The following is a 13,913-nucleotide window of genomic DNA, read 5'->3' as shown; positions in this document are numbered from 1 at the left end:
GAACGCGTTGACACCCGTGGCCGGAACATGTTGACACCCGTGGCGGGAACTCTTCGAAGAAAGTTCTCCGGACCCGCGTAATGGTTCCGGGTCCCGGCCCCTCTCCACTCGTACGGGCCCGCCGCGGGCCCGCGCGAGGTCCGTATCGAGAGGAGAACCGACATGCGTCACACCGTGGTGGAGCGCGAGCTGGAGCTCAACCTCATCCTGTCGCCGGAGCGCAGCATCCCGGTCCCGGCCCGGCTGGGCTACCGCAGCGACGACCCGTTCGCCGTCCACGTGGCCTTCCACATCGACTCCGAGCACCCGGTCGACTGGACGTTCGCCCGCGAGCTGCTCGTGGAGGGCGTGTTCCGGCCGTGCGGGCACGGGGACGTCCGGGTGTGGCCGACGAAGGTGGAGGGGCGCAGCGTGGTGCTGATGGCGCTGAGCTCGCCCGCCGGCGACGCCCTTCTGGAGGCGCCGGCGGCCCAGGTCTCGGCCTGGCTTGAGCGGACGCTGCGGGTGGTGCCCCCGGGGACCGAGGGTGAGCAGCTCGGCATCGACGACGGGCTGGCCGAGCTGCTCGCCCCGACTCCCGTGGACGACCTGTGGCTGTGCGACCCGTGGCCGTCGGACGAGTCCAGGGACGGGGAGTGAGCCGCCGGTTCCGGCCACGGTCGCGGCGGTGTCAGAACAGCTTGCCCGGGTTGAGGATGCCCAGGGGGTCGAAGGCCGCCTTGACCGCCCGCTGCATCTCCACGCCCACCGGGCCGATCTCGCGTGCCAGCCACTCCTTCTTCAGCACGCCCACGCCGTGCTCGCCGGTGATCGTGCCGCCGAGTTCCAGGCCGAGGCCCATGATCTCGTCGAAGGACTCGCGGGCGCGCCGGCCCTCGTCGGGGTCCGCCGCGTCGAAGCAGACCGTGGGGTGGGTGTTGCCGTCGCCTGCGTGGGCGACGACCCCGATGGTCAGTCCGTGCTTCTCCGCGATGCGTTCGACGCCCTCGATCATCTCGCCGAGCCTCGAGCGGGGCACGCACACGTCGTCGATCATCGTCGTGCCCTTGACGGCCTCCAGGGCGACGAGCGAGGACCGCCTTGCCTGGAGCAGGAGTTCGGACTCGGCGAAGTCTTCGGCCGGGACCACCTGGGTGGCACCGGCCGCCTCGCACAGCGCGCCGACGGCGGCGAGGTCGGCGGCCGGGTCGGGAGTGTCGAAGGCCACCAGCAGCAGGGCCTCGGTGCTCTCGGGGAGCCCCATGTGGGCCAGGTCGTTGACGGCCCTGACCGTCGTACGGTCCATCAGTTCGAGGAGGGACGGGACGTGCCCGCCGGCCATGACGCGGCACACCGCGTCGCAGGCGGCCGCCCCGGACGCGAACTCGGCGGCCAGCACCAGCTGCTGGGGCGGCTGCGGCCGGAGCGCGAGGATCGCCCTGACGACGATCCCGAGCGAGCCCTCCGAGCCCACGAACAGGCGGGTGAGGTCGTACCCGGCGACGCCCTTGGCCGTGCGGCGGCCGGTGGACATCAGGCGGCCGTCGGCGAGTACGACGTCCAGGCCGAGGACGTACTCGGCCGTCACCCCGTACTTCACGCAGCACAGGCCGCCCGAGGCGGTGCCGATGTTGCCGCCGATCGTGCACGTCTCCCAGCTGGAGGGGTCGGGCGGGTAGTAGAGGCCGTGTTCGTTCACCGCGCGCGAGAGGGCCGCGTTGACGACGCCCGGTTCGACCACGGCGATGCGGTCGACCGGGTTGATCTCGATGATGCGGTCCATCTTCGTCAGGGAGAGGACGACGCAGCCCTCGGAGGCGTTGGCGCCCCCGGACAGACCGGTGCGGGCGCCCTGCGGGACGACCGGGACGCGCAGTTCGGTGGCCGTGCGCATGACGTGCTGGACCTCTTCGACGGTGCGCGGCAGCACGACGACGGCGGGGATCCCGGCCGGGCAGAAACTGGCCATGTCGTTGGCGTAGGAGACCGTGACGTCCGGGTCGGTGAGGACGGCCTCGGCGGGCAGGCCGGTGAGCAGACGGTCGACCAGGTTACGGCTCATGATCACAGCTTGGCACCCGGGGCCATCGGTGTGAACCCCGTCCGCCCGGCCCTTCGGCTGACGTCGTACGGTCGTCGTACTGGCGCACAGTGAGCGCCATGGAGAACAGCGCCATGGAGAACGCGGAGTGCGCCGCCGAAGAGCGCACCGCCCCCGAAGAGGCCGCCGCGACCGACGCGGCGCCCGCGGCCACCGGCAAGGATTCCCGGCTGCGTCGGCGGCTGCTCGTCGGCTCGCTCGTGGGCTGTCTGGCGCTGGGCGGGGTGCTGCTGTGCCTGCCCGGCGGGGGGTCCACGGTGCGGCGGGCGCCCGCGCCGGCTCCGGGGGCGCAGGCGGGCACCGCGGTCCGTGCGGGGGTGCCGGCCGCGCCGGCGGATCTGGCGGTGCTGATCGGGGAGCGCGAGAGCCGGGTGCGGGCGCATCCGCGGGACGCGCGGTCCTGGGCGGTGCTCGGTGCGGCCTACGTCGAGCAGGGCCGGCGCAGCGCCGACGCCGCCGCGCTGTACCCGAAGGCCGAGCGGGCGCTGCGGACCTCGCTGAAGGTGCGCCCGAAGGCCAACGCCGAGGCCCTCGACGGCCTGGCGGCGCTGGCCAACGCGCGCCGTGACTTCCGGGCCGCCCTGTCCTGGGGCGAGGCCGCGCGCAAGCTGGCGCCGGCCCGCTGGACGACGTATCCGCAGCTCATCGACGCGTACACCGGACTCGGCGACTACAAGAAGGCCCGCAGGACGCTCGACAGGCTGACGGCGCTGCACTCCGGTCCTGCCGTGCGGGCGCGGGCGGCGGTCGTGTACTGGGACCAGGGCCGGCGCGAGGACGCGCAGGCCGCGCTGGCCGACGCGGCGGCCGGTGCCTCCGCCCCCGCCGAGCAGGCGGCCTGGCTGGAGCGGGCGGGGCAGCTGGCCTGGGAGCGCGGTGAGCGGGCGGACGCCCTGCGGCACTTCCAGGAGGCGGTCAGGATCGACCCCGACCAGCGGGCCGCGCAGGCCGGGCAGGGTCGGGCGCTGGCGGCCCTGGGGCGGACGTCGGAGGCGTTGAACGCGTACCAGGTGGCGCTCGCCAGACAGCCGTTGCCGCAGTACGCGCTGGAGCTGGGCGAGCTGTACGAGTCGCTGGGGCTGACGCAGGCGGCGCACGTGCAGTACGACCTGCTGCGGGCGCGGGTCCGGCAGGAGGCGGCGGGCGGGGTGGACGGGGAACTGCTGCTCGGCCGGTTCGAGGCGGACCACGGGGATCCGGCGTCGGCGGTACGGCGGCTGCGGGCCGAGTGGCGACGGCAGCCGGGGATCGCGGTCGCGGACGCGCTGGGCTGGGCGCTGCACCGGGCCGGGGACGACACGGAGGCGTTGCGGTTCGCCGTGATCGCCACGGACCGGGTGCACGGGGGCGCCATGTACAGCGCGCCTTACGTGTATCACCGGGGCATGATCGAGCGGAGTCTGGAGATGGAGGGGCCGGCGCGGCGGCACCTTCGGGAGGCGTTGCAGATCAACCCGTACTTCTCGCCGTTGCTCGGCCCGGTGGCCCGGGCCGCGGCGGCCCGGCTGGGCGGCGAGCCGGCCCCGGCCGAGCTGCCCGAGTAGGGCCGGGCCGCCGGGGCAGGGGGCCACGAGCCGCTCCCGCACGGGTAGCGGCCACGGGTCGCGGCCACACGTTGCCGCTACAGGTTGCCGCGCTTGTCCTGCTCGCGTTCGATGGCCTCGAAGAGGGCCTTGAAGTTGCCCTTGCCGAAGCCCATGGAGCCGTGCCGTTCGATGATCTCGAAGAAGACGGTCGGCTTGTCCTGGACCGGCTTGGTGAAGATCTGGAGCAGATAGCCGTCCTCGTCGCGGTCGGCGAGGATCTTCAGCTCGCGCAGGGTCCCGACGGGGACGCGGGTGTCGCCGACCCACTCGCCGAGGGTGTCGTAGTAGGAGTCGGGGGTGTCGAGGAACTGCACCCCGGCCGCCCGCATCGTCCGTACCGTCTGCACGATGTCGTTGGTGTTGAGCGCGATGTGCTGGACGCCCGCGCCGCCGTAGAACTCCAGGTACTCGTCGATCTGGGACTTCTTCTTGGCGATGGCGGGTTCGTTGATCGGGAACTTGACCTTGAGCGTGCCGTCCGCGACGACCTTCGACATCAGGGCGCTGTACTCGGTGGCGATGTCGTCGCCCACGAACTCCTTCATGTTCGTGAAGCCCATGACCTTGTTGTAGAAGCCGACCCACTCGTTCATCCGGCCGAGTTCGACGTTGCCGACGCAGTGGTCGATCGCCTGGAAGGTGCGGTGGGCGGGCGGTTCGACGATCGGCTCGGCGGTGGCGAAGCCGGGGAGGTAGGGGCCGTCGTAGCCGGAGCGGTCGACGAGGGTGTGGCGGGTCTCGCCGTAGGTGGCGATCGCGGCGAGGACGACGGTGCCGTGCTCGTCCTTCAGCTCGTACGGTTCGGCGAGCGAGCGGGCGCCGTGCTCGATCGCGTAGGCGTACGCGGCGCGGGCGTCGGGGACCTCGATGGCGAGGTCGACGACGCCGTCGCCGTGTTCGGCCACATGGCGGTCGAGGAAGTGGCCCCAGGTGGTGGCTGCCTTGATGACGGAGGTCAGGACGAAGCGGGCCGAGCCGTTCGTGAGCACGTACGAGGCGGTCTCGCGGCTGCCCGTCTCCGGTCCGGAGTAGGCGACCAGCTTCATGCCGAAGGCGGTGGAGTAGTAGTGCGCCGCCTGCTTGGCGTTGCCCACGGCGAAGACGACCGCGTCCATTCCCTTGACCGGGAAGGGATCGACCTGCCGGGCGGTGTCGGGAGTGTGGTGTGTGGTCTGCGTCATGACGGAAGCCTCGCCCCGGGCGGCAAGGTGCGCAATAGTTCGCTCCATCGCTGGGCAAGGTGTGCAGCGGCACGCCGGTTTCGACGGGCTTTATGTACAGGGTGACCATCCGGGAGGCGGGCGGCTGTGGCTATCGATCGACTGGACGGCCGGATCATCGTGCTGCTGGCCCGGGAGCCGCGCCTCGGGGTGCTGGAGATGTCCCGGCGGCTGGGGGTGGCCCGGGGGACGGTGCAGGCGCGGCTCGACCGGCTTCAGTCGAATGGAGTCATCCGGGGCTTCGGCCCCGAGGTCGATCCGGCGGCGCTCGGCTACCCGGTCACCGCGTTCGCCACCCTGCAGATCCGGCAGGGGCAAGGAGTCGATGTACGGGCGCACTTGGGGACCGTGCCGGAGGTGCTGGAGCTGCACACCACCACCGGCACCGGGGACATGCTGTGCCGGCTCGTGGCCCGCTCCAACGCCGATCTCCAGCGGGTGATCGACCTGGTTGTCGGTTTTGATGGCATTGTCCGGGCCTCCACCGCGATCGTGATGGAGAACCCCGTTCCGCTGCGGATCATCCCGCTGGTGGAGCAGGCGGCCGAGGACGACCGGGACAGGCCCTGACCCAGCGGACCTGGCCCGGAGCCGGTCCGGTCCGGGCCTGGTCGACATGGGGCGGTGAGGGCGTGTGAGCTTCTGGGAGTACCTGAGCAGCCGTCACCAGCAGCTGCTCACCGACGCCTACCAGCACGCCAGCGTCGTCTTCCAGTGCATGGTCATGGCCACCCTGCTGGGCGTCGTGATCGGGGTCGTCACCTACCGCAGCGGCTGGGCGGGCAACCTCGCCACCCTGGGCACCTCCGCGATCCTCACCGTCCCGTCGCTCGCGATGATCGGTCTGCTGATCCCGCTCGTGGGGCTCGGCGTACCGCCGACGGTGATCGCGCTGACCCTGTACGGGCTGCTGCCGGTGGTGCGCAACGCGATCGTGGGGCTGCGCGGGGTCGATCCCACGCTGGTCGACGCGGCCAGGGGCATCGGGATGTCCGGGACGATGCGGCTGCTGCGGGTCGAGCTGCCGCTGGCCTGGCCGCCGATCCTGACCGGGATCCGGGTCTCGACCCAGATGCTGATGGGCATCGCCGCCATCGCCGCGTACGCCTCCGGGCCCGGCCTGGGCAACGAGATCTTCCGGGGCATCGCCTCGCTCGGCAGCAAGAACGCGCTCAACCAGGTCCTGGCGGGCACGCTCGGGATCATCGTCCTGGCCCTGCTGTTCGACGCCGCGTACGTCCTCATCGGACGGCTGACGATTCCCAGGGGGATCCGTGTCTGAGACCGAGTCCGAGTCCGAGTCCGAGTCCGGGACCGGGTCCCGGACCGGGACCGGGGGCGGGGGCGGCGCCCACGGGGCGACGATCGAGCTGGTCAACCTCACCAAGCGCTATCCGGGCAGCCCCAACCCGGCCGTCGACAACGTCACCATGGAGATCAAGGCGGGCGAGACCGTCATCTTCGTCGGCCCGTCGGGCTGCGGGAAGTCGACCACGCTGAAGATGATCAACCGGTTGATCGAGCCGAGCGGCGGCCGGATCCGGATCGACGGCGAGGACGTCACCGACATCGACCCGGTGAAGCTGCGCCGCAAGGTCGGGTACGCGATCCAGTCGTCCGGCCTCTTCCCGCACATGACGGTCGCGCAGAACATCGCTCTCGTGCCGAAGATGATCGGCTGGCCGAAGGCGCGGATCCGGGACCGGGTGGAGGAGATGCTCGACCTGGTCGGGCTCGACCCGGGCGAGTTCCACGGCCGCTATCCGCGCCAGCTCTCCGGTGGCCAGCAGCAACGGGTCGGCGTGGCAAGGGCGTTGGCGGCGGATCCGCCGGTGCTGCTGATGGACGAGCCGTTCGGGGCGGTCGACCCGATCACCCGCGACCACCTCCAGGACGAGCTGATCCGGCTCCAGCACGAGCTGCACAAGACGATCGTCTTCGTGACCCACGACTTCGACGAGGCCATCAAGCTGGGCGACCGGATCGCGGTGCTGCGCGAACGCTCGCACATCGCCCAGTTCGACACCCCGGAGGCGATCCTCACCAACCCGGCGGACGACTTCGTGTCCGGGTTCGTGGGGGCGGGAGCGGCGCTGAAGCGGCTCAACCTGAGCCGGGTACGGGACGTGGAGATCACCGACTACCCGACGGCGACCGTCGACGACCCGCTCCAGACCATCTTCGACAAACTCCGCTCCTGGGGGTCCCTCCCGGGCCATTCAGGCTCCGGGGGACGTACGAACGAGATCCTGCTCCTCGACCAGCGCGGACGGCCCTACAAGTGGCTGCGCCGCGGGGACCTGATGCGGGCCAGGGGCTCGCTGGCGCGGGCCGGAACCCTGGTCGGCGACACGGTGACCCGGGACGCCACCCTGCGGGACGCGCTGGAGGCGGTGCTGACGGACAACGCCGGGCGGGTCGCGGTCACCGGGCGGCGGGGCGAGTACACCGGGGTCGTCGACATGGAGACGCTGCTGAACTCCGTGCACGAGCTGCTGGAGGCCGACAGGCTGGAGGCGCTGGAGGCGCAACACGAGCTGGAGGAGGCCCGGGCCGCGCAGACGCACGCGGAGCAGGAGGGCCCGGGCGGGGAGGCGAAGGCGTGAGCGCTCCCGACCTGGACGCGGGCTCCGACCTGGCAGGCACTCCCGGGCCGGAGGACCAGGACGAGCAGAAGCCGGTCAGGACCCCGCAGTCGGCGCGGCCCCGCCGTCGCCTCACCTGGCGGAAGCTGACCTTCCTGCCCGCGTTCCTCGTCGCCCTGCTGCTCGCGACCTGGCTGTGGTTCCAGCAGGCGGACCTGGACCCGATCTCCGAGAACGCGCTGTCCAACGGGCAGGTGTCGAAAGCCCTGTGGCAGCAGGTACGGCTCACCGTGATCTCCACCTTCTTCGTGCTGATCATCGCCATCCCGCTCGGCATCCTGCTAACCCGGGGTTCGCTGCGCCGGGCCACGCCGTTCGCGATGGCCATCGCCAACATGGGGCAGGCGACACCCGCGATCGGGCTGCTCGCCCTGCTGGTGATCTGGCTGGGCACGGGCACCAGAGCCGCTCTGATCGGCATCATCGCCTACGCGATCCTGCCGGTGCTCGCCAACACCGTCGCGGGCCTGAAGTCGAACGACCCGACGCTGCTGGAGGCGGCCCGCGGCATCGGCATGTCCCCGCTGGGCGTACTGCGCAGGGTGGAGCTGCCGCTGGCGGTGCCGCTGATCCTGGCCGGCGTGCGCACGGCCCTCGTCCTCAACGTCGGTACGGCGACCCTGGCGACCTTCGGCGGGGGCGGCGGGCTGGGCGTGCTGATCACCACCGGCATCACCAACCAGCGCATGCCGGTGCTGGTGCTGGGCTCGATCCTCACCGTCTCACTGGCCCTGCTCGTCGACTGGCTGGCCTCGCTGGCGGAAGTGCTGCTGCGGCCGCGGGGACTGGAGGTGGACTCGTGAAGCGTTCCCGCCTGGTGACCGCCGGGACCCTGGCGGCGCTGACCGGCTACGGGTTGACCGCCTACGGGCTGACCGGGTGCGGACTCACCAGCGGCTCCCCCATGGTCGACGACGTCTCGCCCGGGTCGATCGGACAGGGCGAGCCGCTCAAGGGCGCGCATCTCACCGTGACGTCCAAGTCGTTCACCGAGAACCTCATCCTCGGCGCGATGATGGGCATCGCCTTCCAGGCGGCCGGCGCTGACGTCCTGGACCGTACCGGCATCCAGGGCTCCATCGGCTCGCGCGAGGCGGTCAGGAACGGCGACGCCGACGGCATGTACGAGTACACGGGCACCGCCTGGATCACCTACCAGGGCAACAGCAAGCCCATCCCGGACCCTCAGCGGCAGTGGCAGGCCGTGCACGACGCCGACCTGAAGAACGGCGTGACCTGGCTGCCACCGTCGCGGCTGAACAACACCTACGCGCTGGCCATGAACCAGGCCAACTTCAAGAAGTACGGCACCAGGACGCTGTCGGAGGTGGCCGCGCTGTCGAAGTCCGACCCGAAGGCCGTGACGCTCTGTGTGGAGAGCGAGTTCGCCAACCGGGCGGACGGGCTGCCCGGGATGGAGAAGGCGTACGGGATGGCCGTGTCCGCCTCGCGGATCACGCAGATGGACACCGGGATCATCTACACCCAGGTCCAGAAGGGGACGTGCGCCTACGGGGAGGTGTTCACCACCGACGGGCGCATCAAGTCCATGAACCTGGTGGTGATGGCCGACAACAGGAAGTTCTTCCCCAACTACAACGCGGCTCCCGTGATCAACTCGAAGACGCTGAAGAAGTGGCCTGCGATCGCGAAGGTCATCGACCCGGTGACGAAGAAACTGGACAACACGGTGGCCCAGAACCTGAACGCCAAGGTGGACGTCGGCGGGGAGGACCCCCACCAGGTGGCCCTGGACTGGATGAAGAAGGAGGGGTTCGTGAAGTAGCCGGGCTCGTGGCCGCAGTTGGGTCCGTGGAGCGGTATGGGTCCGTGAAGCAGCCGGGTTCGTGGAGCAGCCGGGTTCATGGAGCGGTTCCGTCGAGCATGTCGCCCGGTGACGGACCGCCGCCCGGTGACGGACCGCTAGCAGCTCGGGACCGAGCCCTTCCCCTTCTCCAGGGCGACCAGTGCGCCCACCGCGCCCTTCAGCGTGGTGACCGGGATCAGCCGCAGCCCCTTGGGCAGCTCGGCCTTGGCGTCGGAGCACTCGGCCTTCGGCACCAGGAACACGGTCGCCCCGTCCCGCCGCGCGGCCTGCGTCTTCAGGGCCACGCCGCCGACCGCGCCGACCGCGCCGTCCGCCCCGATGGTGCCCGTACCGGCGATCGTGCGGCCGCCGGTGAGGTCGCCGCCGCTGCCGTCGCCGTCGAGCTTGTCGACGATGCCGAGCGAGAACAGCAGTCCGGCGCTCGGACCGCCCACGTCGGCCAGGGTCAGGGTGACCTTGACGTCGTCACCGCCCAGGTCCAGGTACTTCAGCGCGGCCTCGGTCGCGGCGTCCTGCGACTCCCGCATCTGCTCCGTGTTGTGCCGCTCGATCTCCTTGGTGTTCTCCCCGTCGGGGTACACGGAGTCGCGCGGCATGATCGCCTGGTCGGCGCGGAACCAGCCGTCGATGACGTCGGAGAGCCTGACGTCGGTGTCGGGGTTGGTCGCCTCGATCGTCGTCATCCGCAGCTGCCCACTGGTGTCCCGGGTGGGCGCGCCGGTGATCGTGATGACCGGGGTGCCCTTGTTCTCGCCGAGGACGTTCGCCGTCATGCCCGGCTGCGCCACCGAGAACGGCAAGGGCGCGAACGCGGCCGTCGCGAGCAGCGCCACGAGCGGGAGGGCGCAGACGGTGAGGGCCTTGGGGCGTGAGAGGCGAGAGAGCACGAGGTCAATCTAACGTGACGACGTGTTCCGGCCCCAAGGCCCTCGCGGAGTCAGCGCAACGCCTCCGCCACCTCCCGCGCCGCGTCCACGACCCGCGGCCCCACCCGCTCCGGCACCGCGTCGGCCAGCATCACCACGCCCACGCTGCCCTCGACGCCGGTCACGCCCAGCAGCGGAGCGGCGGCACCGCTCGCGCCGGCCTCCAGCTCCCCGTGCGTCAGCGTGTAGCCGGGCTCGTCCGCCGGACGCGCCGGGTGCTGCCGGGCGAAGAGAATCGCCCGGCCGGCGGCACCCCGGTCCAGCGGATGCCGGAACCCGGCCCGGTAGGCCACGTGGTAGTCCGTCCAGGTCGGCTCGACGACGGCGACGGCGAGCGCCTCCGTCCCGTCCACCAGCGTCAGATGTGCGGTCGCCCCTATGTCCTCGGCCAGCGAGCGCAGCGCGGGCAGCGCGGCCTCCCGCACCAGCGGATGCACCTGACGGCCGAGCCGCAGCACCCCGAGGCCGACCCTTGCCCGCCCGCCCAGGTCACGTCGTACGAGTGCGTGCTGCTCCAGGGTGGCGAGCAACCGGTACACAACGGTCCGGTTGACGCCCAGTTTGGTGGAAAGTTCGGTGACGGTCAGCCCGTGGTCGGTATCGGCCAGCAGTTTCAGGACCTTCAGCCCTCGATCGAGCGTCTGGGAGGTCTCCGCGGTCACGACGCCCACTCCTTAAGTGGTGAGGTCGGCAACCTCCGTCGCGGCGGATGCGTCACCGAGTCCCGTCAGTGACGCGCTACAGAGGCCGCCGATCGACAGATGGGCCCGGCTTGTCCGGGCCCAGTCGCTTCACGGCTGCGCTCCGCGGCGGCGCTGCCACGGGGCGTGTGCGTAGCGGGACAGTAGCGAAGCTGGTTCGCTGAGCGGAAGGCTCCGTCCAGAATCCGGTCATTGGCCGGTATGGACTACTTGCATTTATCCCGATACGTACGGAGCGTGACGCCCTGGCTCACGCCCCCACCAGGGGTACGGCGAGGGGCGGGGCTCCTGTCACCGAACGCCGGGGTGTCGGGCGCCGGCTGCAACACCGCCGCCGGTGTGCACCCGGCACCTGATACCTGGCTGAGGGGAGGGGCTCCTGGCTCCTGGCTGAGGGGACGGGGCTCCTGGCTCCTGGCTGAGGGGACGGGGCTCCTGGCTCCTGGCTGAGGTGACGGGACACCTGGCACCTGGCACCTGGCACCCGGCGAGGGGACGGGCCGCCCTCACTTCATCCGGGTCGCCCACTCCTGCACCTTGGCGATGCGCTGGCGCAGCTGCCCCGCCGTCGCCTCCGCGCTCGGCGGTCCGCCGCACACCCGCCGCAGCTCGGTGTGGATCACCCCGTGCGGCTTGCCGCTCTGGTGGACGTACGCCCCGACCATCGTGTTGAGCTGCTTGCGCAGCTCCATCAGCTCCTTGTGCGAGACGACCGGCCGCCGCTCGGCGGGCAGCTCCAGCAGGTCGGCCTCGGTGTCCGGCTTCTTCCTGCTGTGCGCGATCTGCTTGGCCTGCCGCTTCTGGAGCAGCATCTGCACCTGGTCGGGCTCCAGCAGACCCGGGATGCCGAGGTAGTCCTGCTCCTCCTCGCTTCCCGGGTGGGCCTGCATGCCGAACTCGGCGCCGTTGTACATCACCCGGTCGAAGACGGCCTCGGACTCCAGCGCCTCGAAGGCGAACTGCTCCTGCTCACCGGTGTCCTCGTCCTGCTCCTTGTTCGCCTCGTCCATCTCCTGCTCGGACTCGGCGTACGGATCCTCCTCGCCCTCCTTCTTTGGCTTGTCGAGGGCGTGGTCGCGCTCGACCTCCATCTCGTTGGCGAAGGTGAGCAGGTCGGGCACGGTCGGCAGGAAGACGGACGCGGTCTCGCCGCGCCGCCTGGACCGCACGAAGCGCCCGACGGCCTGGGCGAAGAAGAGCGGCGTGGAGATGGTCGTCGCGTACACCCCGACGGCGAGCCGGGGCACGTCGACGCCCTCCGACACCATCCGCACCGCGACCATCCAGCGGTCGTTGCCGCCGCTGAAGTCGTCGATGCGGCTGGACGCGCCGGTGTCGTCGGACAGGACGAGCGTCGCCTTCGTCCCGGTGATCTCCCGGATCAGCTTGGCGTAGGCGCGGGCGGACTCCTGGTCGGAGGCGATGACGAGCGCGCCGGCGTCCGGGATGGCCTTCCTGACCTCGGTGAGCCGCTGGTCGGCGGCGCGCAGCACACTGGGCATCCACTCGCCGCGCGGGTCCAGCGCCGTACGCCAGGCCTGACTGATCGCGTCCTTGGTCATCGGCTCGCCGAGCCGCGCCGCGATCTCGTCCCCCGCCTTCGTCCGCCAGCGCATGTTGCCGCTGTAGGAGAGGAAGATGACGGGCCGGACGACCTGGTCGGCGAGCGCGGACCCGTACCCGTACGTGTAGTCGGCGGCCGACCGCCGGATCCCGTCGTTGCCCTCCTCGTACGTCACGAAGGGGATCGGGTTGGTGTCGGAGCGGAACGGCGTACCGGTGAGCGCGAGGCGCCGGGTCGCGGGTTCGAAGGCCTCGAGACAGGCCTCGCCCCAGGACTTGGAGTCACCGGCGTGGTGGATCTCGTCGAGGATGACGAGGGTCTTGCGCTGTTCGCTCCGGTTGCGGTGCAGCATGGGGCGGACGCCGACGCCCGCGTACGTCACGGCGACGCCGTGGTAGTCCTTGCTGAGCGGGCCCGCGCTGTACTCGGGGTCCAGCCGGATCCCTATCCGCGCGGCCGCCTCCGCCCACTGCTTCTTCAGATGCTCGGTCGGCGCGACCACGGTCACCTGCTGCACGACGTGGTGGTGCAGCAGCCAGGACGCGAGGGTCAGCGCGAAGGTCGTCTTGCCGGCTCCCGGGGTGGCCACGGCGAGGAAGTCGCGCGGCTGTTCCTGGAGGTACTTCTCCATCGCCCCCTGCTGCCAGGCCCGCAGCTTGCTCGCGGTGCCCCAGGGGGCTCGGCCCGGGAAGGCCGGTGACAGGTGGTGGGAGTGGGCGGTGGAGGAAGCGGCGGTGGTAGTCACGGTCTCCGGGTTCGGGGTCGAATCAGAGGGGCCGCGCGAAGCGCGTCGGACAGGGCTGCGGGTTCGGTGCGTGGGTGGCGGGTGGGGGCTCGGCTACGTATGACAACCGGGCCACCCTACCGGCGGCCCGACGCTACCAACCCGCCAACAAGGCCGGGCGGACTGTGGGTGGGACCCACGTCACAGCGCCCGCAGCCGTTCCGTGATCGCCACGACTTCTCCGTCCCCTACCGGACGCCACGTGGGCGCCACGTCGATGACCAGCGGGTACGCCGCGTCCTGCGCACAGGCGGCGAGGTGGTCACCGCGAGCGGTCCGACGGCTGCGGTGACTGGGGTGACTGCGGTGACTGCGGTGACTGCGGTGACTGCGGACGCTCTCGAAGTCGGGTGGTCACCCACGCCCCGAACAGGGCGACGGCCGCCATCGGCAGGAAGACGGCGGCGAAGGCGGCCGGATGGGAGCCGTCGGACGCCGTAACCGTCGTCGTGTGCGCCACACTTCCACCGCCGAGCGCCGCGACGGCGGCGCCCCCGGCGGCCAGCAGGAGCACGTTGGACAGCCCGTCCGAGATCTGCAGGGCGGCGGAGTTGGTCCCGGCCTCCTCGGGAGCCGACA

Annotated in this window: 12 protein-coding genes and 1 pseudogene; 7 read left to right on the top strand and 6 right to left on the bottom strand. The window is 71.2% G+C overall.

Annotation, left to right across the window (positions count from 1 at the left end):
- The first annotated feature begins 162 nt into the window (after window positions 1–162).
- Window positions 163–639, top strand: a complete 477-nt coding sequence (locus ACFWBB_RS14125) for an SsgA family sporulation/cell division regulator (RefSeq protein WP_385270635.1) — start codon at window positions 163–165, stop codon at window positions 637–639.
- A 31-nt stretch (window positions 640–670) separates the two neighbouring features.
- Here the strand turns inward: ACFWBB_RS14125 and ACFWBB_RS14120 are convergent, their stop codons facing one another.
- The gene (locus ACFWBB_RS14120; protein ID WP_385270632.1) at window positions 671–2,041 is read right to left on the bottom strand and encodes an FAD-binding oxidoreductase; all 1,371 of its coding nucleotides are present in this window, start codon (window positions 2,039–2,041) and stop codon (window positions 671–673) included.
- Between the two features lie 98 nt (window positions 2,042–2,139).
- On the opposite strand from ACFWBB_RS14120, the gene ACFWBB_RS14115 reads away from it, so the two are divergent.
- The gene (locus tag ACFWBB_RS14115; protein ID WP_385270629.1) at window positions 2,140–3,624 is read left to right on the top strand and encodes a tetratricopeptide repeat protein; all 1,485 of its coding nucleotides are present in this window, start codon (window positions 2,140–2,142) and stop codon (window positions 3,622–3,624) included.
- Between the two features lie 77 nt (window positions 3,625–3,701).
- Here ACFWBB_RS14115 and hppD read toward each other — a convergent pair whose 3' ends face one another.
- Complete coding sequence (gene hppD, locus ACFWBB_RS14110; RefSeq protein ID WP_385270626.1) at window positions 3,702–4,847, bottom strand: 4-hydroxyphenylpyruvate dioxygenase; 1,146 nt, start codon at window positions 4,845–4,847, stop codon at window positions 3,702–3,704.
- Between the two features lie 126 nt (window positions 4,848–4,973).
- Here hppD and ACFWBB_RS14105 point away from each other — a divergent pair, with 126 nt between their 5' ends.
- The 5 genes from ACFWBB_RS14105 (at window position 4,974) to ACFWBB_RS14085 (ending at window position 9,317) form a co-directional block, all read left to right on the top strand.
- Entirely contained in the window at window positions 4,974–5,456 is a 483-nt protein-coding gene (locus ACFWBB_RS14105) for an Lrp/AsnC family transcriptional regulator (protein WP_385270623.1), read from the top strand.
- A 64-nt stretch (window positions 5,457–5,520) separates the two neighbouring features.
- Window positions 5,521–6,168 carry an ABC transporter permease gene (locus ACFWBB_RS14100; RefSeq protein ID WP_385270620.1) on the top strand — a complete coding sequence of 216 codons (648 nt, stop codon included), beginning with the start codon at window positions 5,521–5,523 and terminating at the stop codon, window positions 6,166–6,168.
- A gap of 82 nt (window positions 6,169–6,250) precedes the next feature.
- Window positions 6,251–7,492: a betaine/proline/choline family ABC transporter ATP-binding protein gene (locus ACFWBB_RS14095; RefSeq protein ID WP_385270847.1), complete on the top strand. Its 1,242-nt coding sequence runs from the start codon at window positions 6,251–6,253 to the stop codon at window positions 7,490–7,492.
- A complete protein-coding gene (locus tag ACFWBB_RS14090; protein ID WP_385270617.1) occupies window positions 7,489–8,334 on the top strand; it encodes an ABC transporter permease in 846 nt (281 codons plus the stop codon). Before ACFWBB_RS14095 ends, ACFWBB_RS14090 begins: the two co-directional genes overlap by 4 nt.
- Window positions 8,331–9,317: a glycine betaine ABC transporter substrate-binding protein gene (locus tag ACFWBB_RS14085; RefSeq protein WP_385270614.1), complete on the top strand. Its 987-nt coding sequence runs from the start codon at window positions 8,331–8,333 to the stop codon at window positions 9,315–9,317. The genes ACFWBB_RS14090 and ACFWBB_RS14085 overlap by 4 nt, the downstream gene beginning before the upstream one ends.
- A gap of 137 nt (window positions 9,318–9,454) precedes the next feature.
- Here ACFWBB_RS14085 and ACFWBB_RS14080 read toward each other — a convergent pair whose 3' ends face one another.
- The 4 genes and pseudogenes from ACFWBB_RS14080 to ACFWBB_RS14065 form a co-directional block, all read right to left on the bottom strand.
- Window positions 9,455–10,246: a S16 family serine protease gene (locus tag ACFWBB_RS14080; protein ID WP_385270611.1), complete on the bottom strand. Its 792-nt coding sequence runs from the start codon at window positions 10,244–10,246 to the stop codon at window positions 9,455–9,457.
- A gap of 50 nt (window positions 10,247–10,296) precedes the next feature.
- Window positions 10,297–10,947: an IclR family transcriptional regulator gene (locus ACFWBB_RS14075; RefSeq protein WP_385270608.1), complete on the bottom strand. Its 651-nt coding sequence runs from the start codon at window positions 10,945–10,947 to the stop codon at window positions 10,297–10,299.
- Window positions 10,948–11,492: 545 nt separating this feature from the next.
- On the bottom strand, window positions 11,493–13,295 hold the full coding sequence (locus ACFWBB_RS14070; RefSeq protein ID WP_385270605.1) for a DEAD/DEAH box helicase: 1,803 nt from the start codon (window positions 13,293–13,295) through the stop codon (window positions 11,493–11,495).
- 301 nt (window positions 13,296–13,596) lie between these two features.
- Window positions 13,597–13,913 (bottom strand): annotated as a pseudogene (locus tag ACFWBB_RS14065) (MFS transporter); the annotation flags it as partial.

The organism is Streptomyces sp. NPDC060000 (assembly GCF_042737375.1).
Classification (GTDB): Bacteria; Actinomycetota; Actinomycetes; order Streptomycetales; family Streptomycetaceae; genus Streptomyces.
Note: the sequence above shows the minus strand (reverse complement) of the source record. Positions and strands in the feature narration are given on the sequence as shown.

Bases quoted from the DNA above. Each gene is read 5' to 3' on its own strand.
- hppD (WP_385270626.1), bottom strand. From the start codon at position 4,847: ATGACGCAGACCACACACCACACTCCCGACACCGCCCGGCAGGTCGAT.
- ACFWBB_RS14120 (WP_385270632.1), bottom strand. From the start codon at position 2,041: ATGAGCCGTAACCTGGTCGACCGTCTGCTCACCGGCCTGCCCGCCGAG.
- ACFWBB_RS14115 (WP_385270629.1), top strand. From the start codon at position 2,140: ATGGAGAACAGCGCCATGGAGAACGCGGAGTGCGCCGCCGAAGAGCGC.
- ACFWBB_RS14125 (WP_385270635.1), top strand. From the start codon at position 163: ATGCGTCACACCGTGGTGGAGCGCGAGCTGGAGCTCAACCTCATCCTG.